General features: G+C 65.4%; 25 protein-coding genes. 17 read left to right on the plus strand and 8 right to left on the minus strand.

The genetic code is table 11. The features are described 5' to 3' along the window. The coding region (locus OM513_RS14420; protein ID WP_264945196.1) for an ATPase, T2SS/T4P/T4SS family at positions 1-604 on the minus strand (604 nt) is incomplete at its 3' end. A 321-nt stretch (positions 605-925) separates the two neighbouring features. Here OM513_RS14420 and OM513_RS14425 point away from each other — a divergent pair. Continuing rightward, the gene (locus OM513_RS14425; protein WP_264945197.1) at positions 926-2,911 is read left to right on the plus strand and encodes an FTR1 family protein; all 1,986 of its coding nucleotides are present in this window, start codon (positions 926-928) and stop codon (positions 2,909-2,911) included. Positions 2,912-2,928: 17 nt separating this feature from the next. Here the strand turns inward: OM513_RS14425 and OM513_RS14430 are convergent, their stop codons facing one another. Next, the gene (locus tag OM513_RS14430) at positions 2,929-3,330 is read right to left on the minus strand and encodes a MerR family transcriptional regulator (RefSeq protein WP_452653677.1); all 402 of its coding nucleotides are present in this window, start codon (positions 3,328-3,330) and stop codon (positions 2,929-2,931) included. Between the two features lie 75 nt (positions 3,331-3,405). Here OM513_RS14430 and OM513_RS14435 point away from each other — a divergent pair, with 75 nt between their 5' ends. The 12 genes from OM513_RS14435 to OM513_RS14490 all read left to right on the plus strand — a co-directional run bounded on the left by OM513_RS14435 (position 3,406) and on the right by OM513_RS14490 (position 17,405). Continuing rightward, complete coding sequence (locus OM513_RS14435) at positions 3,406-4,056, plus strand: cation transporter (RefSeq protein WP_264945321.1); 651 nt, start codon at positions 3,406-3,408, stop codon at positions 4,054-4,056. A gap of 134 nt (positions 4,057-4,190) precedes the next feature. Beyond that, positions 4,191-4,535 (plus strand): hypothetical protein, encoded by a 345-nt coding sequence (locus tag OM513_RS14440; RefSeq protein WP_264945200.1) that lies wholly within the window; start codon positions 4,191-4,193, stop codon positions 4,533-4,535. Between the two features lie 62 nt (positions 4,536-4,597). Next, the gene (locus OM513_RS14445; protein WP_264945201.1) at positions 4,598-5,860 is read left to right on the plus strand and encodes a TolC family protein; all 1,263 of its coding nucleotides are present in this window, start codon (positions 4,598-4,600) and stop codon (positions 5,858-5,860) included. Continuing rightward, the gene (locus OM513_RS14450) at positions 5,857-7,023 is read left to right on the plus strand and encodes an efflux RND transporter periplasmic adaptor subunit (RefSeq protein WP_264945203.1); all 1,167 of its coding nucleotides are present in this window, start codon (positions 5,857-5,859) and stop codon (positions 7,021-7,023) included. The genes OM513_RS14445 and OM513_RS14450 overlap by 4 nt, the downstream gene beginning before the upstream one ends. A gap of 139 nt (positions 7,024-7,162) precedes the next feature. Further along, positions 7,163-10,468, plus strand: a complete 3,306-nt coding sequence (locus OM513_RS14455) for an efflux RND transporter permease subunit (RefSeq protein ID WP_264945204.1) — start codon at positions 7,163-7,165, stop codon at positions 10,466-10,468. Beyond that, positions 10,468-11,607: an IS110 family RNA-guided transposase gene (locus tag OM513_RS14460; protein WP_264945206.1), complete on the plus strand. Its 1,140-nt coding sequence runs from the start codon at positions 10,468-10,470 to the stop codon at positions 11,605-11,607. Before OM513_RS14455 ends, OM513_RS14460 begins: the two co-directional genes overlap by 1 nt. A gap of 255 nt (positions 11,608-11,862) precedes the next feature. Continuing rightward, positions 11,863-12,210 carry a DUF190 domain-containing protein gene (locus OM513_RS14465; RefSeq protein ID WP_264945207.1) on the plus strand — a complete coding sequence of 116 codons (348 nt, stop codon included), beginning with the start codon at positions 11,863-11,865 and terminating at the stop codon, positions 12,208-12,210. Between the two features lie 103 nt (positions 12,211-12,313). Beyond that, on the plus strand, positions 12,314-13,000 hold the full coding sequence (locus OM513_RS14470) for a ZIP family metal transporter (RefSeq protein WP_264945208.1): 687 nt from the start codon (positions 12,314-12,316) through the stop codon (positions 12,998-13,000). A 43-nt stretch (positions 13,001-13,043) separates the two neighbouring features. Next, on the plus strand, positions 13,044-15,584 hold the full coding sequence (locus OM513_RS14475) for a heavy metal translocating P-type ATPase (protein WP_264945209.1): 2,541 nt from the start codon (positions 13,044-13,046) through the stop codon (positions 15,582-15,584). After that, positions 15,581-16,060: an SRPBCC family protein gene (locus OM513_RS14480; protein ID WP_264945210.1), complete on the plus strand. Its 480-nt coding sequence runs from the start codon at positions 15,581-15,583 to the stop codon at positions 16,058-16,060. Before OM513_RS14475 ends, OM513_RS14480 begins: the two co-directional genes overlap by 4 nt. Then, positions 16,057-16,332, plus strand: a complete 276-nt coding sequence (locus OM513_RS14485) for a hypothetical protein (protein ID WP_264945211.1) — start codon at positions 16,057-16,059, stop codon at positions 16,330-16,332. Before OM513_RS14480 ends, OM513_RS14485 begins: the two co-directional genes overlap by 4 nt. 242 nt (positions 16,333-16,574) lie before the next feature. After that, on the plus strand, positions 16,575-17,405 hold the full coding sequence (locus OM513_RS14490) for a nucleotidyl transferase AbiEii/AbiGii toxin family protein (protein ID WP_264945212.1): 831 nt from the start codon (positions 16,575-16,577) through the stop codon (positions 17,403-17,405). A 120-nt stretch (positions 17,406-17,525) separates the two neighbouring features. Here the strand turns inward: OM513_RS14490 and OM513_RS20780 are convergent, their stop codons facing one another. Together OM513_RS20780 and OM513_RS14495 are read right to left on the minus strand one after the other, a co-directional pair. Beyond that, entirely contained in the window at positions 17,526-17,753 is a 228-nt protein-coding gene (locus OM513_RS20780) for a GDCCVxC domain-containing (seleno)protein (RefSeq protein WP_319951619.1), read from the minus strand. Beyond that, the gene (locus OM513_RS14495) at positions 17,746-18,114 is read right to left on the minus strand and encodes a mercuric transporter MerT family protein (RefSeq protein WP_264945214.1); all 369 of its coding nucleotides are present in this window, start codon (positions 18,112-18,114) and stop codon (positions 17,746-17,748) included. Before OM513_RS14495 ends, OM513_RS20780 begins: the two co-directional genes overlap by 8 nt. Before the next feature lie 85 nt (positions 18,115-18,199). On the opposite strand from OM513_RS14495, the gene OM513_RS14500 reads away from it, so the two are divergent. Continuing rightward, positions 18,200-18,607: a MerR family transcriptional regulator gene (locus OM513_RS14500; RefSeq protein WP_264945216.1), complete on the plus strand. Its 408-nt coding sequence runs from the start codon at positions 18,200-18,202 to the stop codon at positions 18,605-18,607. Between the two features lie 458 nt (positions 18,608-19,065). Here OM513_RS14500 and OM513_RS14505 read toward each other — a convergent pair whose 3' ends face one another. Further along, positions 19,066-19,842, minus strand: a complete 777-nt coding sequence (locus OM513_RS14505) for a hypothetical protein (RefSeq protein WP_264945218.1) — start codon at positions 19,840-19,842, stop codon at positions 19,066-19,068. 43 nt (positions 19,843-19,885) lie between these two features. Next, positions 19,886-20,566, minus strand: coding sequence for a type II secretion system protein (locus OM513_RS14510; RefSeq protein ID WP_264945219.1), 681 nt, complete (start codon positions 20,564-20,566; stop codon positions 19,886-19,888). Between the two features lie 47 nt (positions 20,567-20,613). Between OM513_RS14510 and OM513_RS14515 the strand changes: the two genes are divergently transcribed. Continuing rightward, positions 20,614-21,381, plus strand: a complete 768-nt coding sequence (locus tag OM513_RS14515; protein WP_264945220.1) for a hypothetical protein — start codon at positions 20,614-20,616, stop codon at positions 21,379-21,381. Then, a complete protein-coding gene (locus OM513_RS14520) occupies positions 21,381-21,950 on the plus strand; it encodes a hypothetical protein (protein ID WP_264945222.1) in 570 nt (189 codons plus the stop codon). The genes OM513_RS14515 and OM513_RS14520 overlap by 1 nt, the downstream gene beginning before the upstream one ends. On the opposite strand, the gene OM513_RS14525 is transcribed toward OM513_RS14520, so the two are convergent. Beyond that, a complete protein-coding gene (locus OM513_RS14525; protein ID WP_264945224.1) occupies positions 21,947-22,867 on the minus strand; it encodes a HEPN domain-containing protein in 921 nt (306 codons plus the stop codon). The genes OM513_RS14520 and OM513_RS14525 overlap by 4 nt on opposite strands. Before the next feature lie 235 nt (positions 22,868-23,102). Then, on the minus strand, positions 23,103-24,392 hold the full coding sequence (locus OM513_RS14530; protein WP_264945225.1) for a type II restriction endonuclease: 1,290 nt from the start codon (positions 24,390-24,392) through the stop codon (positions 23,103-23,105). A 206-nt stretch (positions 24,393-24,598) separates the two neighbouring features. On the opposite strand from OM513_RS14530, the gene OM513_RS14535 reads away from it, so the two are divergent. After that, positions 24,599-25,069: a YybH family protein gene (locus OM513_RS14535; RefSeq protein WP_264945227.1), complete on the plus strand. Its 471-nt coding sequence runs from the start codon at positions 24,599-24,601 to the stop codon at positions 25,067-25,069. The last annotated feature ends 245 nt before the right edge of the window (positions 25,070-25,314 follow it).

Genomic DNA, 25,314 nt, shown 5'->3' on the forward strand with positions numbered 1-25,314 from the left:
AGCGCAACGACGAGCGCACCAGGTCGGACAGTGTCGCGACCCCTTCCTTGGTTCGCATCGCCACCAGGTTGGGCGCGGTGCATTGCAGCTCGCGCGTGTCCTCGATCAGAACGATGCGGTCGCTGGTGCCGGAGATCTCGGCGAGCAGGGCGTTGGTGAGCGTGGTCTTGCCGGTGCCGGTGCCGCCCGCGACCAGGATATTTTCGCGGCCGACGACGCTGGCGCGAAGCGACGCGCATTGCCCGGGTGAGATGATGCCGGTGGCCACATAGTCATCGAGGGTGAAGACCGCGACTGCGGGCTTGCGGATGGCAAAGGCCGGCGCGGTTACCACCGGCGGGAGCAGGCCTTCGAAGCGTTCGCCGGTTTCTGGAAGTTCGGCCGAAACACGCGGGGAGCGGCCATGGACCTCGCTGCCGACATGGTGTGCGACCAGCCGGATGATCCGCTCGCCATCGGCGGCCGAGACCATTTCTCCCGTGTCGGCGAGCCCGGTGCCGAGGCGATCGACCCAGAGCCGCCCATCCGGATTGAGCATGACCTCGACGATTTCGGGGTCGTCGAGCCAGACGGCGATTGCAGTGCCAAGCGCCGTCCGCAGCATGCGCGCACCTCGGCGCGAGGCTTCGGATCGGGATGGGGCTGCAGTCACTGTTGGGGACCCTGGCTTCGGGCCGGGGCGAGGTTGCTCCGGCGACAGGGCTGACTAAGGAGTGAGGAAAATCGGCAGACGCAACAGCAACTTGCAGTCGTCGTGGTCTAGCGAAGGTTTAGAAACGCTCGGCGGCCCGCCATATCAATTTCTGCCGGGTCTCCGCGTCGTCGAGGGTGAGCAGCACAGCCTCCCGAATCACCAATAAAATTGCTTGACCCTGTAGCGGGTCGAGGGTCGATAACGCGAAGCATTCTTAACTAGAGTATTCCCATGGCCTTGACCGCGGCTGTCCCGACCCATCGCACCTACTCGACTGCAGCGCGTCGGGCTTGGCTTGCCTTCGTAACCGTCCTCACGTTGCTCTGTGCGGGGCCGGTATGGGCGAAGGACGCGGACGTGCAGACCACTTGGCGGCTCCTCGACTATGTCGCCGTCGACTATGGCGGCGCGGTCAGCGGCGGGCGCGTCGTCAGCACGTCAGAATTTGCCGAGATGAACGAGTTCGCGGGCCAGATCGTCTCGCGGCTGGGACAGCTTCCGGACAAGCCGGCGAAGGCAGGCTTGATCCGCAGCGCAAACCAGCTGCGCGCTTCGGTTGCCGCGAAAGCCGAGCCATCCACCGTTGCATTGCAAGCGAGATCTCTCGCCGCGGCGCTGCTTGCCGCCTATCCGGTCCCCCTGGCACCGACATCGATGCCAAACCTCGACCGAGGCGCGGCGCTCTATGCTCAGAATTGCTCCTCCTGTCACGGCGCTGCCGGGGATGGCCACGGGCCGAACGCCGCCAAGCTGAATCCACCTCCAATCGCGTTCACGGACGGGACGCGGGCGCGCCAGCGCAGCCTGTTCGGCCTGTATCAGGTCATCACCCAGGGCCTCGACGGTACCGCGATGGTAAGCTTCGATTCTCTGCCGAGCGACGATCGCTGGGCCTTGGCATTCTATGTCGGCGGCTTTGCCTTTCCCCAGCCGCAGGCCGCCCAGGGCGAATCGATATGGCGCGACGATGCGGCAATTCGTGCGCGCTATCCCAATCTTGCCGCCTTTATCGGCGCAACCCCGGCGTCGCTCGCCGCCGATCTCGGTCCGGGCAAGGGCGACGCGGTCACGGCTTATCTTCGCCGCCATCCCGAAGCGATCGCTGCGGCGCCGACAGGGTCGCTCAGCCTGACCCGCGAACGCCTCGCCGCGAGCCTCAAGGCCTATGCTGCCGGCGACCGGAAAGCGGCCTCCAACCTTGCGCTTTCCGCTTATCTCGACGGGTTCGAACCGGTCGAGCCGATCCTGCGCGCGCGCGACGCCGCCCTGATGGCGCGGATCGAAGGAGCGATGGGCGACCTGCGCGCGGCGATCAGCGCCGGCAGGCCGCTGGCCGAGGTCGAGGCGTCCAACAAGCAGCTCGCCATCCTGTTCGGCGAGGCCGAAGCTGCGCTCTCGCCGGATCGCGCCAGTGCCGCGTCGACCTTCTTCGGTGCGTTCGGCGTACTGCTTCGCGAAGGCCTCGAAGCCTTGCTCATCGTCGTCGCGATGATCGCATTCCTGCGCAAGACCGAGCGGTCCGAGATGGTCGGATTCGTCAATGGCGGCTGGATCGCCGCGTTGGCCGCGGGCGTCCTGACCTGGATCGCCGCGACCTACCTGATCTCCATCAGCGGCGCCTCGCGCGAGTTGACCGAAGGGTTCGGTTCGCTGTTCGCCGCGATCGTCCTGCTGACCGTCGGAATCTGGATGCACGCCAAGAGCAATGCGGAGTCCTGGCAGCGATACATCAAGGAGAAGATGACGAACGCGCTTTCCCGCCGTTCGGGCTGGTTCCTGTTCATCCTCGCCTTCGTCGTCGTGTACCGCGAGGTGTTCGAGACGATCCTCTTCTATGCGGCGCTTTGGGCCGAAGGGAATGGCGGCGCGCTACTCGCCGGCGCCGGTGCCGCGGTCGGGCTCCTTGCCCTGATCGCCTGGGCGATGCTGCGGTTCAGCACTCGCCTGCGGATCACAAAGTTCTTCGCCTGGAGCGCGATCCTGATCGCGGTCCTGACGGTAGTGCTTGCAGGCAAGGGCGTGGCGGGCCTGCAGGAAGCCGGGATCATCGGCGTCCAGCCTTGGGCCTGGGTCCCGCGCATCGAAGTCCTGGGGCTTTTTCCGACAATGCAAACCGTGCTGGCACAGGCGATCGCTGTGGCGATTCTCGTCATCGGCTTTTGGTGGAACGGCCGTGGAAATGCGGAGGGCAGCGAGGCCAGGAAGGTTGCCGCTTAGCCGGAGCCAAGTGACGATCAGTGGGTTGCGGTCGAGGGACCGAGCGCCTCGATGATGCGGCACTCGGAAATGGCGCCGTGGCCGCACTGGCTGATAATGCCGTCGAGTTCGCGCCGGAGCGATTGCAGGTCGGCGATCTTCCGGTCGATCTGCGACAGATGCTCGCGCGCGACGATATCGACCGCGCTGCACGGCTGGTCCCGGTCGTCCGCCAAGGTGAGCAAGGCGCGGACTTGGTCCAGCGTGAAGCCGAGGTCCCGCGCGCGCCGCACGAACGACAGGCGCGCCAGGTGAGGATGCGAATAGTCGCGATAATTGCCTTCGGTCCGCTCGGGCGCCGGCAGCAGGCCGATCTTCTCGTAGAACCGTATCGTCTCGACCTTGGTGCCCGTCGCGCGGGCGAGTTCACCGATTTTCACGATTTCGCGCCTTGACCCTCTAGTGACTTCAAGGTCCATATGGGCCGCCGTACCGCTCCCGTCGAGGTGAACGACATGGTTTGCAGCAGCTGCGCCTCCGAGGCGACCGACCCCCGAGCCGACAAGAGATGGCGGACGGTCCTGTGGATCGCGCTCGCCGTCAATCTGACGATGTTCCTTGGAGAAATCGTCGCGGGCATCGCGTCGGGCTCGCGCGCGCTTCAGGCGGATGCGCTCGACTTTCTTGGCGACAGCGCGAATTACGCCATCAGCCTTGGCGTGGCCGGCATGGCGCTGCGCTGGCGCTCGCGCGCAGCGGTCGTGAAGGGCGCGACCATCTTCGCGTTCGGTGCCTATGTTCTGGTCACGTCGATCGTTGCCGCGCTGGGTGACGGCGTGCCGCGCGCGGAGACGATGGGGATCGTCGGCGCGATCGCCCTGGTGGCCAATGGCGGCGTGGCACTGATGCTGTATCGATACCGCTCGGGTGACGCGAACATGCGGTCGGTGTGGATTTGCTCGCGCAACGACGCGATCGGCAATCTCGCGGTCCTGGCAGCGGCAGTGGGCGTATTCGGCACCGGGTCGCAATGGCCCGATCTTGCAGTCGCAATGGTAATGGCAACTCTCGGGCTATGGGGCGGCGCACAGATCCTGCGTCAGGCAAGTATAGAGCTACGTAATCCCGCAGATCATCAAGTAAAACCTCAAACAATCCCGACTTGATCCTTGGTGATGAAATAACATGTTCCGCCTTGGCCCGAATCAACTTTCGGATCGCAATAAAATGATTGTGACCAGCTAATATCGTGCCGAAAAGGTCTTCCGCACCCTCTCGCGTTCGGCTACAGCGCGGCCCAATGCGCAAACTGCTGGCCTCGATCGCAAGCCTGATGCTGGTCCTGACCCTGTGGTCGGGATTCCAGGCATCGACGGCCTATGCGGCGGAAACCGTTGGCTGCATTACGATCGTCGATGGCGACGCCGCGGGCCATACCCCCGGCGACGCGGATGAGGTGCCCGGCGACAGCGACAAGGCAACGCCGCATCACCACAACGTCAATCACAGCCACGAACTGGGCGTTCCGGTTACCCAGCCGATCGCCATGCCGTTCGTGCGCACGATGATGAAGGCCGGCATTGCGCCGAGCGCGCCTCCGGTCGCCTTCACGCCCAACCGCAACCTGCGGCCTCCGATCGCCTGACTTCGCCGTCCCCCTGCGCCTGATGCGCGGGGATTTTGCGAACGTCAGGGAGAATCCCAATTATGTCTCGTCTCATCGCGGCGCTTCTCGCCGCGGCGTCCTGCGCAAGTGTTGCGCAGGCGCAGACCGCACCGCCCGTAGAGGCGCGTGAGGTCACCACACTCGATCAAGCGCTCACGCTCGCGGGCGTGTCGTCCCCCAATGTCGAAGCCGCCGAAGCCGGTGTCAGCGCAGCCGAGCAAGGCCGCAATGTCGCACGTCTCCGCCCAAATCCGAGCGTCTCGGTCGAAGTGGAGAATGTCGCCGGAACCGGCCCCTATGGGGGCATCGGCGAGTCCGAAACGACGGTCGGCTTCTCCCTTCCGCTCGAACTGGGTGGCAAGCGCGGCGCCCGTGTCGGTGTCGCCAATGCCCGCATCGATCGGGCTCGTCTCGAAACAGCGGTCGTGTCGGCGGATCTGCGGCTGCGCGTCACGCAGCTCTATATCGTCGCGGTCGCCGCCGAGCGCCGCCTGACGGTCGCCCGTGAGCAGCTTCGTATCGCCGAAGAAGCGCTGCGGGTCGCTGCGGATCGGGTCATGGTCGGCGCGACCTCACCGATCGATGAGCAGCGCGCCCAAGTGCAACTCGTCAACGCGCGCACCGAGGTTGAGCGGGCTGAGCGCAATGTCGCGGTCACCCGGAGCAATCTGGAACGCCTGATCGGCCAGCCGATCACCGGCGACCTAGACCAGCCATGGTTCGACCGTACCGGCACCTTTGGACCGACGGCGGCGATCAATATCGAAGGCACGCTCGCCTATGCGGTGGCGACATCGGACTATTCGATCGCCGACGCCAATGTCCGGCTAGCGCAGAGCCAACGCATGCCCGACCTGACGCTCAGCGCCGGCACCCGCCGCATCGAGAGCAGCAACAGTCAGGCGATGGTGTTCGGCGTCTCGGTGCCATTACCTTTCTTCAACAGGGGAACGGCAAGCGTCGCACAGGCGAATGCCGAGCGCGGCCAGGCGGATGCGAGGCGGCGTGGCGTGCGCCTCGATGTCGATACGCAGATCGCCGACGCCATCGCCGACCGCGACAATGCAGCGGCTGCGGTTCGCGCTTCGGGCCCCGCGCTCGAAGCGGCGATCGAATCCGCCCGGATCGCCCGGGTTGGCTACGGTCAGGGCAAGTTCGACCAGCTGATCCTGATCGATGCCGAACGCACCCTCCTCCAGACACGCATCGCCCAGATCGATGCGCTCGCCGCCTATCATGATGCCGAAGCCCGCCTGGCGCGCCTGACGACGCCGGCTCCTTCGATTTCCGGAGACACGCAATGAACTTCAATGACAAGCGCCTCCTCGGCGGCGTGAGCGCGGCCGTGCTCGTCGCCGCTGTCGGCGGCTTCTCGGTTGCCCGCCTGACGGCGCCGTCCGCGCCGGTTACCCAAGAGGCTCCCAAGGCCGAACCTGCCAAGGCGGAAGCGGCGCCCGACAGCGTCACCATGACCGCCGAGGCGATCAAGTCGGCAGGCATCGAGACCGAAACCGTCAACGCTGGTGGCCTCGGCGCCGAGGTCGTCGCACAGGGCACGGTCACTGCATCGCCAAACGGCGAAGCGGTGGTAACCGCCAGGGCGGGCGGCGCGGTCATCCGCGTCTTCAAGCGCCTCGGCGACAGCGTCCGTGCGGGCGAACCGCTCGCGATCGTCGAGAGCCGTGATGCGGCGCAGCTCGCTTCCGAGCGGACGGTTGCCAATGCCCGAGCCGAGCTGGCCCGCAAGAATCTCGAACGCGAGCGGTATCTGGTGCGGCAGCGCGTTTCGGCGCGGGTGGATCTCGAACGTGCCGAGGCGGACTATGCCGCGGCACAGGCCGAGGTGCGTCGCGCCCAGGTTTCCGCTGGCGCGGCCCGTGTCACCAGCGATGGTCGCGGCGTGATCGTCACGAGCCCGATCTCCGGCCGGGTCACGGTTGCCACCGTGACGCTGGGTGCGTTCGTCCAGCCGGAGGCGGAACTGTTCCGTGTCGCCGATCCGCGATTGGTCCAGGTCGAAGCGTCCGTGGGCTCGGTCGATGCAGCCCGCATCGCACCGGGTGATAGTGCAGTCGTGGAAATGCCGAACGGTCGCACAGTCAACGCGCGCGTCCGCGCGGTGACCCCGACGCTGAACGGCGAGACCCGCGCCGCGACTGCGGTGCTCGACGTCGATGGTGGGGAGCTTCAGCCCGGTCTCGCGGTCCGCGTCCGGCTGAAGCCGAGCCGCGGCGAAAGCTCGACGGCGATCGTCGTGCCCGAGGAAGCCGTTCAATCGGTCGAGGGCCGCGACGTCGTGTTCGTTCGCACTGCCGCCGGCTTCAAGGCAGTTCCGGTATCGCTCGGCCGCCGCAGCGCGGGCCGGGTCGAGATCCTGAGCGGCCTGTCGAACGGCCAGACGATCGCGACGCGCCAGGCGTTCCTGCTCAAGGCGGAGCTCGGAAAGGGCGCCGGTGAAGAGGAATGACACTGGCGACAGCGCCCCGAGCGACAGCAGCCGGGCATAGCGCCCGGCCGGCTGCCGGCCTCGACCACGCCGCTCCGTACATCATCGCGTCCTGCGTCGCCTGTGCCGACGCGGTCGACCCGCCATTGGGAACGAACCCATGATCGCAAGTCTAATCGGACTATCCGTCCGCGCGCGCTGGGCAGTGCTTCTGCTCTTCCTAGCCGTCGCCGGCATCGGTGTCTGGCAGCTCACCAAGCTGCCGATCGACGCCGTCCCCGACATCACCAATCGACAAGTCCAGATCAATACCGTCGAACGCGGCCTCTCGCCGATCGAAATCGAGAAACGCGTCACCTTCCCCATCGAGACCGCACTGGCCGGCATTCCCGGCCTCGAGACGACCCGGTCGCTCTCACGCAACGGGTTCAGCCAGGTCACCGCGATCTTCACCGACCAGACCGACCTCTACTTCGCCCGCCAGCAGGTGAGCGAGCGCTTGACCCAGGCCCGGGATTCACTCCCGGATGGCGTGCAGCCGCAGATCGGGCCGGTCACCACCGGCCTTGGCGAAGTGCTGATGTATTCGGTCGACTTCGCCAATCCCGGCGGCAAGGGCGCGACCATCAAGGACGGCCAGCCCGGCTGGCAGCGCGATGGCAGCTTCCTCACCCCTGAGGGCGACAGGCTGGCCGATGACGTTTCGCGCGCCGCGTACCTCAGGACCGTGCAGGACTGGATCATCCGACCCCAGCTGCGCACCGTGCAGGGCGTTGCCGGCATCGACTCGATCGGTGGCTACGCCAAGCAATATGTCGTTGAGCCCGATCCGGTGAAGCTGTCGAACTACGGCATCTCCTTCTCCGAGCTGGCCAAGGCCCTGGAAGCCGCGAACCTCGCGGTCGGCGCCAACTACTTCAACCGCGGCGGCGAGGCGTTCCTCGTCCGCGCCGACGCCCGTATCCGCGATCTCGACGAGATCACCGATGCCATCGTCGCGACGCGCGGTGGCATCCCCGTCGCCATCAAGGACGTCGCCAACGTCCGGATCGGTGGCGAACTCCGGACCGGCGCGGCCAGCATGAACGGCCATGAGGCGGTGATCGGCACCGCGCTGATGCTGATCGGCGAGAACAGCCGTACCGTTGCCGGCGCGGTCCGCGACCGTCTCGATAGCATCGCGAAATCGCTTCCGCCCGGCATCAAGGTCACGCCGGTTCTCGACCGCTCGAAGCTCGTCAACGCGACCGTCTCGACCGTCCAGCGCAACCTGGCCGAAGGCGCTATCCTCGTCGCTGCGGCCCTGTTCCTGCTCCTCGGCAACTGGCGCGCCGCGCTGATCGCCGTGCTCGTCATCCCCTTCTCCTTCCTGATGATGGCGATGGGCATGAACGCCTTCCGGGTCCCCGGAAACCTGATGAGCCTAGGCGCATTGGATTTCGGCCTAATCGTCGACGGCGCCGTCATCATCATCGAGAACTGTCTGTTCAGGCTGGCGCATCGACAGGAACATGAAGGCAGGTTGCTGACACTTCGGGAACGCCTCGAAGAGACGATGCGGGCCAGCCAGGAGATGATAAAGCCGACTGTGTTCGGTCAGGCCATCATCCTCCTCGCCTTCGCGCCTCTGCTGATGTTCACCGGGGTAGAGGGCAAGACCTTCTCGCCGATGGCCATCACCATCATGCTGGCGCTCGTTGCTGCCTTCATCCTCGCGCTCACGCTGGTCCCGGCGCTCGTCGCGCTGCTGATCCGCGGCAAGGTCGCCGAGAAGGAAGTCTGGCTGATCGCCAAGTCGAAGACGCGCTATATCCCACTCCTCGAGCGGGCCGTCGCCAAGCCCTGGCCGTTCATCGGCGCAGGGTTCGCGTTCTTCGCTGCATCGATCTTCGTGTTCGGCTTCCTCGGGCAGGAGTTCATTCCCCAGCTCGACGAGAAGAATGTGGCGCTGGCCTCGACGCGCGTTCCCTCGGTCGCCCTTGAACAATCGCTGATGATGCAGCGGGGTGTCGAGCAGGCGGTATCGAGCCTGCCCGAAGTCGAGCTGATGTTCTCGAAGACGGGTACCGCCGAAGTCGCAACCGACCCGATGCCGCCCAACATTTCGGACGGCTTCGTCATCCTGAAGCCACAAGAGGAATGGCCCGCCGGCGTCAACACCAAGGCCGATGTCCTGGCCCGCATCGAGAAGGTATCGGGCGCCAAGCTCGGCCAGGTCTATGAAGTCAGCCAGCCGATCCAGCTGCGCTTCAACGAGCTGATCGCCGGTGTCCGCGGCGATGTCGCGATCAAGCTCTATGGCGACGATCTCGACAAGATGGGCGCTACCGCGACACGGATCGTCGCTGCGCTCCAGACCATCCCGGGCGCGGCCGACGTGAAGGCCGAGCAGACGAGCGGCTCGCCGACGCTGGAGGTCAATTTCGACCGCGCGGCGATCGCCCGGTTCGGGCTCACCGTCGAGGAGGTCGCCGATACGGTCGCCGCCGCGATGGGCGGGCGCGAAGCGGGACTGGTGTTCGAGGGCGACCGGCGCTTCGAGATCACCGTCCGCGTGCCCGATACGACGCGCCAGAGCCTCGACGCGCTCGCCAACCTGCCGGTCCTGCTTCCCAACGAAGTGAGCGGCAAGCGCGAGTCCGTGCCGCTGTCGCGCGTGGCGCAGTTCCGGTTCAGCGAAGGGCTGAACCAGATCAGCCGCGAGAACGGGAAACGCCGCGTCGTCATCCAGGCCAATGTGCGTGGTCGCGACGTGGGTTCGTTCGTCGCCGAGGCCCAGGCCGCGGTCGACAAGGTGGCGCTTCCGGCGGGCTCCTATCTCGAATGGGGTGGGCAGTTCCAGAACCTGCAGGCGGCGTCGCAGCGCCTGTCGATCGTCGTGCCGCTCTGCTTCGCGGTGATCTTCGGCCTGCTCTACATGGCGCTTGGCGGACTCTCGCGGGCGGCCGCGGTGTTCCTCGCGGTGCCGTTAGGCCTCGCCGGTGGCGTGTTCACCCTCGCAATGACCGGGATCGCCTTCTCGGTATCCGCCGCGGTCGGGTTCATCTGCCTTGCGGGCGTCGCGGTGCTCAACGGTCTCGTCGTCATGACGGCGATCCGCGAGCGGCTCGATGCCGGCGTGGAGCTCAGCCGGGCGATCATCGAGGGCACCACCGAGAAGATGCGTGCGGTGGTGATGACGGGATTCGTGCCGGCAATCGGCTTCGTGCCGATGGCGCTGGCCCACGGCACCGGCGCCGAGGTGCAAAAGCCGCTGGCGACCGTCGTCATCGGCGGCCTCATTGCGGCGACCATCCTGACGCTGCTCGTCCTCCCTGCGATTTCCAAGGTCGTCCTCGGTTGGGGCGAACGCCTGGCGGCGCGGCGTGAGGAGCGCGTGGCGGCGCAGGGCAACACCCAACCCGTAGAGCAAGGAGACGGCATGAAAGCGGTCGAAGCCAATGACGGGACGGGAGGCGCGGGCTGATGTTGGTTGCCGCGCACAAGCATCCGTGGGTCGTTGGCGGCCGGTCGATGGGCTTGGTGCCCGTCGCCGGTCACGGAGGTGTTTTCATGCCCTACGACTATCACGTCGGCGTCGACTATCACAAAGCCTATACCCATCTCGTCGTCCAGGACGGTGCGGGCCAGACGCTGCGCAGCGGGCGAGTGAAGAACGATCCACGGTCGCTTGCCGGCTTTCTGTCGCCCTATCTCGAGAACAGCCATGCGGTGATGGAGGCGACCCGCAACTGGACGGTGATGTACGACTGGCTCGACGAGCTGTGCGACGATGTCGTGCTCGCGCATCCGGCCAAGGTGAAGGCGATCGCGGAAGCGAAGATCAAGACCGACAAGATCGACGCGACCATCCTTGCCCATCTGCTGCGCGCCGACCTGGTGCCCGTAGCCTATGTGCCCGGCGAAGCGGCCCGCACGCTGCGCCAGGCTTTGCGCGAGCGGATGTTTTACGTCCGCCTGCGAACGATGGTGAAGAACCGGGTCGTGACGATCTTCGACCGCTACCCGGAACAGACCCGGGCGCTGCGCGAGGTGACGGACCTGTTCGGCAAGGCCGGCCGAGCGCATCTGGCGGTGCTGAGCGTGTCGGAGATCGACCGCATTCAGATCGATAGGTCGATCGCCTTCATCGACGACATCAACGGCCACATCCGTACGGCCGAGGCGACGATCCGGGCGTTCAGCAAGGGCAACGCCGATGTCCGGCGGCTGAAGACCATACCAGGGTTGGGTGAGTTCTTCGCCCGGCTCGTGGCCGCCGAGATCGATGACATCGGCCGCTTCCGCTCGGCCGCGAAGCTTGCCGCCTATGCCGGGCTGGTGCCATCGACCTATTCGAGCGGCGGCAAGACCTTCCACGGCCGGATCATCAAAGCCGGCAACAAGTGGCTGCGCTGGGCCTTCGTCGAGGCTGTCGCGCCCGCCGTTGCCGCCGATCCGATCCTCAAGTTCGATTACGAGCGCCTGAAGGCGACCAAGGGCGCGAACCGCGCCAAGGTCGCCGTGGCGCGCAAGCTTCTGACGATCGCCTACCAGGTGCTGCGTGACGAACGCGATTACGAGCGCCGTGATGGGCGGCCGTCAAACGAATCTCGGCTGTCCTGATGGTCATTTAGCGGGTCCCGCAATGCGGGGCCGCGCTCCCAAGGAGAGTGGGAAGTCGAGGCCGAACGCCGATTTGTGACCGGAACCCCAGCCGGGGATGCGGGGCACGGATTGGAGATTGGTTGAAGAACCAACGGAGGCGGGCGCCCGTCTCCGAGCAGAGCAACTCGTCCGCTCGGCGCCGACGGACAGCAAACGAACGGATCCACGAGGAAGCGCCACCCGGCTCAACCTCTTGCATCCTTTCATTGGAGAATGACAATGCAGAACCACAGGCTCCTTCGCATCTACACCGACGAAGCCGCCTATTTCGGGGACCGCAAGGTCCTCGAGGTAGTCGCCAGTCGCGCGCGCGATGCGCATCTGGCGGGCGCGACGATCCTGGAGGCGCTGATCGGTTTCGGCCATTCGGCGCACCAGCACCGCCGCCATGTTCTCGAAAGCGATCGCTCGGTCGTCATCGAGATCATCGACGCGGAGGAAAAGCTGCGCAGCTTCGCGGCAACGCTCTCCGACGTGCAGGGCATAGGTCTGATCACGCTCGAAGCGGTCGAAGTGCTGGGTGGCAACACCGCACTCCTGACCGGTACGGACGCGGCATGATGAGGGGACGCGGCACTCGGTCGCGCGGCTCGGTCGAGCCGCGATCGGCGGGTGCTGCGTCCTCGCCCGCCAATTGCGCATTTGACCAGCAAAGGAGGGCCCGGTGCCAGTTCTGAGCTATACCATCATTCCGCTCCTCGCGATCCTGCTCGGGTCGATCGTCGCGGTCATTCGACCGCCAGGTCCACGGGTGGTCAGTGCGATGCAGCACCTCGCCGCGGGTGTGGTGTTCGCTGCCGCGGCGACGGAGATCGTGCCGCAAGTAATGCACGGCGCCTATACGACCGCAACCCTGCTCGGTGGCGCGCTCGGCGTGATGACCATGCTCGGCCTCAAGGCCTTTGAAGGCCAGTTTCGCGGGCCGGCGGCACTGCTCGGCGCCATCGCAATCGATATTGCCCTCGACGGTCTTGTGCTCGGCCTCGCGTTCGTTGTCGGCACCAAGGCCGGCCTGCTCCTCACCATCGCCCTTACTCTTGAAGTGCTCTTCCTCGGTCTCACCCTCACGACCGAGCTTGGCGAGACGATCCGCTCCAAGGCCAAGATCATCTGGATCGTCGGCGCGATCGCGCTGCTCATGCCAGGTGGCGCCGCGCTCGGCCTGTCGGTTGCCGAACTGCCTGCCCCGATCATCGTCGGCTTCCTGAGCTTCGGCCTCATGGCCCTGCTTTACCTCGTCGCCGAGGAGCTGCTCGCCGAAGCCCACACCAAGAAGGACACACCGCTGGTCACCGCGATGTTCTTCGTCGGTTTCCTAGCCCTCCTGCTGATCGAAGAGACGCTCGGATGAGCACGCCACGCGTTCACGAAATTCACCCGGAAGGATCGAATCTATGAGCGCCAAGCTCCGCCTGGATATTCCCGTCATCCTGCCAGAGGTCCCCGACGCCGCCGACGCTTGCGTTGGAAGGTTGATGGGCGAGCTCACCGGCAGGCCCGGCATCGAGCAGGTTCATGTCGTGAAGGGCGAAGCCCCCGAGGCTCCGGCGCAGCTATGCGTTCACTACGACCCGGACACGCTCTCGCTCGCCCGGATCAACGACATTGTCGTCGGCGCCGGCGCCAAGCTCACCGAGGCGTTTGGGCATTTGGCCTTGAATGTCGACGGCATCGGCCATCAGCGCAAAGCGCGCAGCGTCTCGGAGCAGCTCATGCGCGTGAAGGGCGTGCTGGAGGCGGAAGCCAGCGCGGCTGGCATGATCCGGATCGAGTTCGATCGCGACGCGGTCACCGAAGAGGCGCTACGGAGCTTTCTCGGCCAGCTTGGCATCCATGAGCGCCAGGGGCGCGTCGTCAAGCAGCCCTCCGCAGCAAAGGATCATGCCGAGGCGAAGCCAGGTTCGGCGCATGCGCACAAGCCCGGCGAGAAACACGATCATGGCGACCATGACCATGACCATGGCGATGCCGAAGGCGGGCACGACCATTCGCACGGCGGCATCTTCGGGCCGAACAGTGAACTGATCTTCGCGCTGCTGTGCGGTGCCCTGCTCGGTATCGGCTTCGGAATCGAGAAGCTTGTGGCGACGCCGGCATGGGTGCCGCTCGCCTTCTTCATCGGCGCCTACGGGTTCGGCGGCTTCTTCACGCTGCGCGAGGCGATCGACAATCTGAAGCTGAAGCGCTTCGAGATCGACACGCTGATGCTGGTCGCCGCGGCAGGCGCCGCAGCTCTGGGGGCCTGGGCCGAAGGCGCGCTGCTGTTGTTCCTGTTCAGCCTCGGGCATGCGCTCGAACACTACGCGATGGGTCGCGCCAAGCGGGCGATCGAAGCGCTGGCCGAGCTTGCTCCGCAGACCGCCTTGATCCGCCGGGATGGCAAGGAAAACGAGATCCCGGTAGAGGAGCTGGAGATCGGCGACACCGTGATCGTCAAGCCCGACGAGCGGATCGCTGCCGACGGCTTCCTCATCAAGGGCACCAGCAGCGTCAATCAGGCGCCCGTCACCGGTGAGAGCATGCCGGTCGACAAGCGGCCGGTCGTCGACCACGCCGCCGCGACCGCTGCCCCTGAAACCCTCGAGTCCGCCTACCGGGTCTTCGCCGGCACGATAAACGGCAGCGGCCTTATCGAGATCGAGGTCACAAGGAAGTCGAGCGACAGCGCACTCGCCAAGGTGGTCAAGATGGTGAGCGAGGCGGAGACGCAACGCTCCCCGACCCAGCGCTTCACCGACCGCTTCGAGCGCATCTTCGTGCCCTCGGTCCTCGCGCTCACCGTCGCGTTGCTGTTCGCCTGGGTCGTAGTCGACGAGCCGTTCCGCGACAGCTTCTACCGTGCGATGGCGGTGCTGGTCGCCGCCAGCCCCTGCGCGCTCGCGATCGCAACGCCGAGCGCCGTCCTGTCGGGCGTCGCTCGGGCCGCTCGCGGCGGCGTGCTGGTTAAGGGTGGCGGACCACTGGAGAATCTCGGCTCGCTGAACGCCATCGCGTTCGACAAGACCGGGACGCTGACCGAAGGTCGGCCGCGCATCACCGACGTCATCCCGGTCGACGGCGTATCCCAGTCGGACCTGCTGTCCATCGCCGTCGCAGTCGAACGGCTGAGTCATCACCCGCTGGCGCGCGCGATCGCCGAGGACGGGCTCGACCGCGTTGGCGATCTGGCCATTCCGACCGCGAGCGATCTGGAGAGCCTGACCGGTCGCGGCGTCCGCGCGAAACTGGACGGCGCGACGATCCTGATCGGCAAGGCCGAGATGTTCGGCAGCGACGGTGTTGCCCCGCTCTCGGCCGAGATGTCGGACGCGATCGCGAAGCTGCGCTCGGGCGGGCGCACCACGATGATCGTGCGACGCGACGACAAGGATTTGGGCGCCATCGGCCTGATGGATACGCCGCGCAAGTCCGCCAAGGATACCCTCGCTCGCCTCCGCAAGCTCGGCATCACGCGGATGATCATGATCTCAGGAGACAATCAGAAGGTCGCCGAGGCCATCGCCGCCGAAGTCGGGATCGACGAAGCGATCGGCGACCTGATGCCCGAGGACAAGGTCGATGCGATCCGCAAGCTGCGCGACAAGGGCAAGGTCGCGATGGTCGGCGACGGGGTCAATGACGCGCCCGCCATGGCCAACGCCACGGTCGGTATTGCGATGGGAGCCGCGGGCTCGGACGTGGCTCTCGAGACCACGGACGTGGCGTTGATGGCAGACGATCTCGCCCACCTGCCGTTCGCGGTCGGCCTCAGCCGCAGCACGCGCGCAATCATCCGCCAGAATGTGTTCGTCAGTCTCGGCGTCGTGGCCCTGCTCGTCCCGGCGACGATCTTGGGCCTCGGCATCGGCCCGGCGGTGGCAGCGCACGAAGGTTCCACGCTGCTGGTGGTGTTCAACGCGCTTCGGCTGCTGGCATATCGGGACCGCGGCGCGTGATCGCGGTCGAGAACGAGATCGCCGTCGCCGCGCCGCCGGCTAAGGTCTGGCGGATCCTGACGGACTTTCCCGGCTACAAGACTTGGCATCCGTTCATCCGCCTGACGGGCGAGGCCAAGGCCGGGGCGGAGATCGATTATGAGTACACCAGCGACCTGCGCACCGGCCGCAAGCGGCATTCGCCGGGCAAGATCACCCGTCTTGAACGCAATGTCGCATTCGAGTGGGCCATGGGGATCCGCCATTTCTTTGAGCAGGTAGAACGCTACGAGCTGGCGCCGCATCCGCTCGGCACCAGGCTGCACCATCGCGTCGAGTTTCGGGGGATGGTCGGCTTCCTGTTTCGGGGCCGCCCGAGCCGAGCGAGCCACGCCCGCATGTGTAAGGCCGACGATGCGCTTCGCACTCTGCTTGCGGGCAAGAAGCCATCGCCCGCCAAACCACCAGCCCGTAACGGCAGGAAGCAGCGCCGATGACCGGCGATGGCGGAGAAGATCGGCCCACGCCCCCGCGTGCGCGCGCGAACGGCGGCCGGCAGTGGTCCGAAGACGAGGATGCGCAATTGCGCGCGCTCATCGCCGCACGCGAACCCCCGGCCGCGATCGCCCGGCGGATGCAGCGGACGCAGGATGCCATTCGCGGGAGAGCCGGCCAGCTCGGTCTCGCGGTACCCTCACCACTACGGCCCTGGCGCAGGCATTGGGGCCGGGCGCTGCGCGAAGAGCTTGATCGTGAAATCGACAAGTAGATTAGAGATCCGGGGACCCGGCCTCGGCAGACGGCGACCGAGCCGCCGGCGACAGCATACCCGCCAGCAGAAGCGCCACGCTGTCGCATCCGGGACCACATCAGCCGGACGGCTCGCCGGCATCGGCCGAGCCTCGTTCACCGGTCCCATCGACATCCTCCGAAATCTCGTTCCTCAGCCGCGGCCCGAACTCCATGCGCCGGTTGAGGGTTTCGACGAACCGCTCCCAGCGTTCCCTGCCCATGGCCTGGGCCGCGGCAAGCGCGGTGTTTCGCGACGATCTCGGCGAAGCCTATTCGGTCGAGGATTTGCAGGGGATGACCGGCAAGAAGCGGGAAAAGGCGCTCGATGCCATTCGCGAAGCGTGCGAGGCCTTCATCAACGGCAGCATGCTCGACAATCTCACGCGGATCGCAGCCGAGACGTCGGAGCGAAACGGCATCGCCACGGGCCAGCTGACGATCGTGCCCGACGACAAGGACAAGCAGACCCTGCTCGTCCGCTATCCGACCGCCACCGACTATGACGCCTATATCCCCAAGGCCGTGAAGATCGAATCCGGCGCCAAGTCCGCGCTCGACCCGAATTCGATCCGCTCGATCCGCCCCTATCTCGAGCTGGACGCGCCGGGCCTCGATCTGGAAGTCCCCAACGTCACCGTCGTCGATGCCGAGCGGACCTTCTGGGACAAGATCGTCATCCTGCACGGCCTGCGCCACTGGTATGAATCCAAGGATGCGTTGCGCGGCGGCGGCAACCGTATCTCGCGGCACTATTACGACCTCCACGAACTGATGCAGGCGCCGCTGGGCGAGCAGGCGATCGCCGATCCCGCGCTGGGCGCGGACTGCGTCGCGCACGCGCGCATGTTCTTCAATCGCCCGGCATTCGACCTGGCGAGCGCGGTGCCGCCGACCTTCACGCTCATGCCCGAGGGCGAGATGTATGACGCGCTGAAGCTGGACTATGCGGCGATGTCGGGCATGATCTTCGGCCCGGCGCCCAGCTTCGAAGCCGTTTCCGAGAGCATCGCTGAACTGGAACGGCGGGTGAATACGGCGAAGGCGAGCTAAGCCAAAATCGCATCAGTTCCGTGCATGGCCGTAGGTCGCGCGGGCGCAGGCGGTAGCCGCGCCATTTCCAAATCACGCTCCCGACCTCGAGGAACCGGCGGCTTGTTTGGTCATCGACCGTTAGGTGCAACAGGAGGCATCCGGTCCGGCGAGCTGGATAGGCGGGCATGGCACGGTGCCGTATGAACAAAATACACAGCAATCGCCGGCCTTCGGCCGCAGGAGCGCCCCGCAGCCGGTGCAATCATAGAAGAACTGGCAAGCGTTTGTCGGCATCGTCTCCGACTTCACCGCACCGCAAAGTGGACAGGTGAGGATCGATTGGGGAATGAAGGTGCCCTCAGACATAGGCATAGCCAAGGTATAGGAGGGTCGCGCCGACCAAGAGACCGATGAGGAGAATCGCGCGTATGGCGGGCGCTGTGCATACGCCATCGGGTCCGCAGGTCATCGCCACGCGCTGCTGCCGCCAGAGCAGGATCGCGCCGCCGATCAGGAAAAGAGCGCTCAAGCTCAGCAGGAGCGTCCGATAAGGGCTTGCCGCAGAGGCAATGCCACCGAGCCATCCGGCGCCCAGGCCGGCGGTGGCGAGCAAGATGGGCAGCGCGCAGCAAGATGCCACGCCGAAGGCAGCCGCTATTCCACCGACCGTCAGAAACGCAGCGCCTCTCGCTCCAGAAGAATGGCGCAACTCAGGCGGTTCGGACATGATGGGCGGCTCCTTGTGATCGATGGAATCGCATCCTACCGTCTGTAGCGGCTACAGACTCAACCCCCAATATCGAGCGACGGAAATGACCCTATCGGAGACCATTGCGATCGGAGAATTGTCGCGTCGCACGCGATGCAATATCGAGACGATCCGCTATTATGAGCGCATAGGACTCCTGCCCAAAGCCGCGCGTCGGGGGCGGTACCGCAGCTTCGGCCTTGTGGACGTCGAGAGGCTGCATTTCGTCCGGCGCGCAAGGGAACTGGGCTTCACAATCGACGAGATTCGCGCGCTTCTGGGTATTGCCGCCGCCGATGACATTTCATGTGAGAACGCCCGCACAATTGCCGCCTCGCATCTGAACCAGGTTCGCGCGCGAATCGCGGACTTGAGGCGCATGGAGCGAGTGCTTGCCGACACCGTTCGAGCCTGTAGCTCAGGGGAGCATATGGGGTGCCCACTGATCAGCACATTGTCCGCGATTCGCTGAACCGTATCGGATCATTGCCCATAAGCCGCCGCCAATGCCCCCGGTCCGGCGATCGTCTGACGATGCGGCAATCGGCTATGCACTGACGGTCGCACATCCGGATCCTTGCCGTCAGGTCATCGCCTGGGGCTGAGAGATGCCTCGACCGTTCCTCCACGATGGCAAGGTAGCGGGACGCTTTCGCGCATCGCTTCCCCACAGTCGCGGGTCGCTGGCGAGCGACCACCGATCGCCGCCGCCATCATCCCGATCACGATGCTGCTGCGGAGGTTTGGAGTGCTCCGCGTCTCAGGGCTATACCGCCGCGGGTATGCGACAGCGTGACCGCCGCTCCCCCTTCCCGGAGCAGCCCCGGGGGCGTTGCGGGGGCCAGCCCCCGCAGAAGGGGTATGGCGAGACCCAGGCTCGCCATCAGGGGAAAGCCTTCCCCTTTCCGGCATCATGCAAGTCCTGAAGGCTCAGTCCTTGCTCGGGTCGCCGGGCGAACGGTAGCCGAAATCGGTCTTCATCTCGGCATCGAAAGACCAGTTCTGGACATCGAGCGAGTCCATGAAGCCGGGCACCTCCCCGGATGAGAAAAACGCCTTGGGTTCGAAGCGGCAGCCTCCCACGGAATCGGCAAATTCATCATCGTCGAACAGCCGGTTCAATTCCACGTTCAGCCGGTCGGATGCCTTGATATAGGCCCGCTCGGTCAGCGCCTGAGCATGTTCAAGCAGCCGGTGGAGCGCATACGCATCCTCGGCCCGCAGCAAGCGGCGCTCGTTCGGATAGCTGATCCCCATCGTGTCGTCGCCGAGCACCAGCACCACGCGATAATCCTCCCACGCCCCGCCCGAAACATAGTGCGCGAAATGCTGGTCGCGCAGCGCCAGGATCCGCTCATGCTCGGCGCGCAGCTCGACCGGCAGCCCGCCGCGCAGATCGAGCGTGCTGCGGTCGCGTCCCTGGCTGTGAACCGCGCGGGCGTAGAGAAACAGCGCGGTGACAAAGAGCGAGGAGCATAAAAGGCCCTGGGATTCGGTCGCCGGCTCGCCGCGCTCGCGTTGCGCGGCAAGCACCGTCTGCTGGTCAGACAGGAGATGCATCGTGGTGAGCGCGCGATGCAGATCGAAGCGGATCGACACCATCGAATGGGCATTGCGCACCAGCTTGCCGAGCAGCTTGTAACGCGGATCGCCACCATGGGCCTCCACGAAGCTGCGCAGATCGATCAGCAGCGGCGCTTCCGGCATGGCGGATCTCAGCGCCCGCCTGGGCAAATGCAGCCCATGCCCCTCACCGCGGCGCGGCGATCTGCAAGTCGAGCCGGGCGATCTGCGAGCGCAGCGACTGCACCCATTGCTGCTGGGCGCCCCGCAGCACGCGGAGCGCCTGCTCCACCTCGCCGACGCGTTCGGTCGCCTCGACCTTGGCGGCGGCACAGCGCGCCTCGATCTCCGCCCAGGCCTCGTCCGAGAAGTCATGATCCTCGTCATGCTGAAAGTTGTGATCGGCCCAATGCGCTTCGCCGAGCGTGGCGACCAAGCGGTCGAGCACCGTCTTCAGCGCCGTCTTGGCGGCCTCGATATCGGCATGCTCGGTGTCGCGCAGCGTCACGAGATACCAGTCGAGCACGCTGTGCAGCATGCTTTCGAGATGATGCGCGTCCTCGGCTTCGATCTCGACCGGCTCGCCGATCGGATCGCTGGTGACGCGGTCCGCGAACGCCATCGGCTCGCGCACTGCTTTCTCGACCTCGGCGTAGCGCTGGAGCGCATCGCGCAGCAATGTCGCCAGCGTCTCGCGGTGGGAAATGCGCGCCTGAAGGTTGCTGTCCTTCAGCTGCCGCCAGACAGGAATGCCCGCAACCACAGCAACGCCGATGGCGACGATGCCGGTCAGCAGTGTCTGGAAGTCGTAGATGAAACAGCCGATGCTGCTCAAAATACAGTGGCTCGTCTGGCTGCAGATCGTCATGCGGTCTCCTAGCCTAGGCAATACGGCCAATGGTGGGGAGTGAACAGATGGGCGGCAACACCTTCGGCCTGACCGACCGCGACTATGCGGTGTTGCTCCTCGGGGACGCCGATCTCGAAGCGCAACTTCGCGCCATTCGCGGCCAGTTGCACCAGCATGCCCAGGCGGACGCGGCACTTCAGGACGACATCAAGGATCTGGCCGAGCGCGCGAGCAAGGCCTCGGGCGAATATGGCATGCACCTCGAAAATAGCTGGGTCGACGAGATGCACGGCTCCGTGTTCCAGGACGCGGCGCAGTCGGCGTCGGCGATCGGAATGCTCGCGCCGCTCCTCGAATCGCTGTTCGTCGGTATCTTCGGGGGCATTCGGGATATTGAGCCGCCCGTGAGGCCGGTCGCGCTTGCCGGAACGCGGGCGACCCGCGCCAGCGATCCTGACTTCTGGGACCCGCATTTTGTGTTCAGCGCGAAGGGGAAGAAAAGCAAGGATGTGCTCCGCGGAATCGTGCAGCTGATCGAGACCACCGGCCTCGCGCCCCGGATGCCCGCCGACTATGCGCAGATGCTCGGCGCGATCTTCGGCTACCGAAACAAGATGCTCCATCACGGCTTCGAATGGCCTCCGGCCGAGCGAACGAAGTTCGAAGCGACGATCGGGCGGCAAGGATGGCCGAGCAACTGGTTCGACCGTTCGCAGACCAATGGCGAGACCTGGATCATCTACATGAGCGATGTGCTGATCCGCCACACACTGACCCGGATCGACGAGATGCTCGACGGCATCGGCGCCTTCATTCAGGCGCGCTATCCCTGATGACGGACCCGGCCGACATCGTCATGCAATTCCGGCGCGAGCCGCTGCTGCTCCCCTGGCCGGCGGACGGTAATCCCGGCGCCTTCCTGCAATTCGAGACCGGGGCCCAGTGGCGCGACTTCGTCGCCGGGCTGGGCATCGACCCGCGCACCCCCGCCATCGTGCGCGCCAAGTTCGATCGCGCGCAGCGGCTCTATCTGTTCGGCTGGATCGACTTCAACCTGATCAAGGCCGGCGAGCTGGCGGCGCTGATCGCGTTGGAGCTGGCGCTGATGGACCGGTACGGCGGCGCCATTCCCAAGCGAAAACGCAGCTTCTCGACATTGCTCCAGCACATGGCCGAAGTTGACGGGCTAACCGATGCCCAGATCCCGATGTCGGTCAGGTGCGGTGGAAAGGCGATCGGCCAGCTCACCGGCGAAATCCATCCTACCCTGGCCGAACGGCGCAACCTGCTCGCGCATGGCGACCCGTTCGACGGGCTCCCGACCGGCGGTCTTCTCGAGCTGGCGCGCGACCTGATCAACTATGCCTATCGCGGCTATATCGCCGAAGCGCAGGAAGGCTAACCGCCGGATCGCTCTTCCCGGACCTCACTGCGAAGCTGCTCAAGCCGGTCCTGCGAGACCGGCTCGACAATCCCGCGCAGCGTCATCACGCAATCGAGGATGGCGTTGAGATCTTCTACGGTGATCTCATAGGCGGTCGAATAACGCGCTTCCACATAGGCGCGCTTGAGCAGCTCAAAGCGGCGGCGGTCGATCCGCCGATCGCGCGGCCATGCGTCGATCAGCCGGGACTCGCTGTCCTCCGCGAGCGAGCGCAGGAATTTGATGTTGTGCGAGCGCGGGAAATAGAGCGTGCGCACCAGCAGGAAGCAGATGTAGGCGCGCTCGACTGCCTGATGGAGGGTAAAAGCGGCGTCTTTCCGCTTATCCTTCTCGATACAGAATTCGGAGATCTCGATCGCATCATTAACTTTGGTCAGCCATTCCTGAAAATAGCCATTTGCCATCTCATAAGCGTCAGCGGCCGTGAGCGGCATGGGCATCGCGAGCGGGTGGCAGGGCAGCTCGTAGAGAATGATGCCGTCGCGGGCGATATCGACCCAGAAATATTCGCCGCGCTTGAGCGACTGGTTCACCTCGTCGAGCGAATGGACGATGATGTTGACCGGCCGCGCGATCTCGGCATCGCGCAGGATGCGATCCTCGGCGACATACCAATAATGCGCGATATCGGTCAGGTCCTCGTGATTGACCACCACCAGCAGGTCGAAATCAGATTGATAGCCGTTCTCGGGCTCATCGACCCAATCGTCGCGGGCGTAGCTTCCGAACAGGATGATCTTGAGGATCTTGCCGTTCCTGCGGCTGGGCGAGGTCGCCTTGGCGATCGCCTCGGCAAACTCCTCCATCAGCACGGACTGGACGCGCTCCAGTTCGCCCTGCTGGACCGCTGGCAGATGATCGACATCTTTTCTCATTGCCGGGAATCTTCGGCGACCAGTCCGCGCTTGGCAAGCGCCCGTTGTCGAAAGAATATTTGCCGCGCGACTGCCGGCATGTTCGGCGATTCCGGATGGCCGGTGCCGCTGCTCCGAGCGGCAGCGGTTCAGCGCGCTTTGCGAACGCGGTTTTCAACTTCCGGTATCGTCGGACACCATCGGGACGGAGCCAGTCGATGGACAAGCGGATTTGGCCATGCTGCGGCTATCGTTCTTACGGAAGCGGACGGGAAATCGCCTTGATCGCCTTCAGACCCGAGCCGAAGCGCGCGATCGCGTCGCGGTGCTTTTCGAGCTCGGCATAGGGCAGATATGCGAAGTCGAGGTCGGCGACGCGGCTGAAGGCGGGGCGCCTGAGCTGCGCACGAACATCGGTTTCGCGCGCGTCGGGCGCGACGAGGAACAGGCCCGCCGCCGCATGCAGGTCGCCGCCCGACAGTGCGAGGTCGAGCATGCGCACGATCCCAGAATAGATGGAGGTCGAGTGCTCGACTTCGAACGCGGCCGCGACATGCTGGTTCGCGCCCAGCCACAGCACGTCGATCAGCCGGATCGAATCCGCGCCGGGGCTCACCGCTATCGCCTCGGGCAGATGCTCCAGACAGCCTTGCCCGAGCGGTATGTTCCCATGCAGCCGACCGCGATCATTGGCCGCGATCCACACGTCATAGCCCAGCGCTAGCCCCAGATCGCGGAGCCAGGCCTGGATTTCCGCGTGGGTGCGGTCGCTCTCGTTCTGTCGCGAGGCCAGCTTGTCGAGCTTGCGCGCCTCGGCACGCGCCTCTTCGAGCCGCGCCAGCCAGTCCTTGCCACCCGCCAGATCGAGCGGCGGCGCCGGATAGCGCCCCGAACCGATGTCGAACAACAGTCCGCCGATCGCGCCCAGGTCGTTCGAGAGCAGGTCGCGATACTGGTCGTTGAGGTCAAGGATGCCGGCGCGCATCGCCAGGAAATGATCCCATGATCCAAGCTTCACCTTGGCGCCTGTCAACGCATTGTACCCGTTGACGATCGCGGTGTTGAACGGCGGCACCAGCGTCGGGTGGAGAAAATAGAGCAGGTTCGCGACCGCCGGTCCCAGCCCCTTGATCTTGAGTGCATCGATTGCCCGGATATGCGCGATGATCTCCTCGGCCGTGTCGCAGCACGAGCAATTGTCGAGCAGCTGGCCGAACGCACGCTGGTTGTCGGGATTCTCGTAGATGTCGGGAATGCGCAGCTTTGGCTTCCACAGAAAGGCATGGTCCGCGCCCCTGAAGATCTGCCGCTGCTCGGCGACCGAATGGACGACCGTCTCCAGCGATGACCCGCGATAGGCGACGCCGAACGTCCCGGCCCGGATCTCCGCCACGACCTGCCCCAGGCCCCTGCGGATCGATCGGAAGTTCTTGAGCCGCTCGTCCCACAGGAACCAGCTGCGATAGGTGGCGCCCGGATCGTCCCGCCAGCGCCGGATCAGTTCGCGCACGAGATCGGCTTCGGTATCCGCTACGCTCACGTTCATCCCCGCCGCCCCTAGATAATTCGGTTGTGCGTCCGCACGGTAGCGCGGCAACGGCCATCGCGCAGCAAGCAATGACGGTCCGAGACCCTGCCAGCGGCTCCGAAAAATCCCTGGCCGGCAAGGGCCACCCGGAATCCGTGCGTATCCGGTACTGAGGCGCCGCCGCACCGCGATGGCGCCGCAATGATTTTTTCGGGGAGAGAATGATGAAACGCTACGCAATCCTGCTTTTGCCCCTGCTCCTGACGGCGGGGACCGGAAGCCTCCTCGCTCAGTCCACGGTGTCCCCGGACGCAAGGGCTGTCGAGGACGTGCTCGGGCGGTACAAGAGCGCGGTCGAGCGGCTCGATGCGACCGGCACCGAGACTCTGTTCGCGCCTGACTCGCAGATTTTCGAGAGCGGCAGCGCCGAGGGCAGCTACGCCAACTATCTGCAGCACCATCTCGGACCCGAGCTCGCTGAGTTCCGGGCGTTCCGCTTCTCCGACTACAAGCTGTCCGTCCGTTTCGAAGGGCCGGTCGCAATCGCCACCGAAACCTATCGCTTCACCATCACTCCCAAGCAGGGAGAGCCGATCGAGCGGCAGGGCGTCGCCACCAGCGTCCTGGGCAAGCGCGACGGCCGCTGGCAGATCCTGTCGATGCACAATTCCTCGCGGCGTCCCAAACCGGCCTGAGCGCCCGACGCCCGTCGCGCGACTGCACTCAGCAACCTGGAAATTGCGCAGTCTCGCGAGGGGCATGGTCGCCCGATGCGTATCGGCGTCATGGGGAACAGGGGGCCGAAGCGAGTTACAAGGCGAGGACGCCTTCTTTCATGGCGGAGCGATGTTGCCGCTCCGCCTGCCTGCGAGCCTGCGCGGCACGCCGCAGCTCGCCCGGACCCGGGTGATGGCGTCGAAACGCACACCAGCCATCCAAC

This window comes from Sphingomonas canadensis (genome assembly GCF_026013525.1).
In the GTDB taxonomy this organism is placed as follows: Bacteria; Pseudomonadota; Alphaproteobacteria; order Sphingomonadales; family Sphingomonadaceae; genus Sphingomonas; species Sphingomonas canadensis.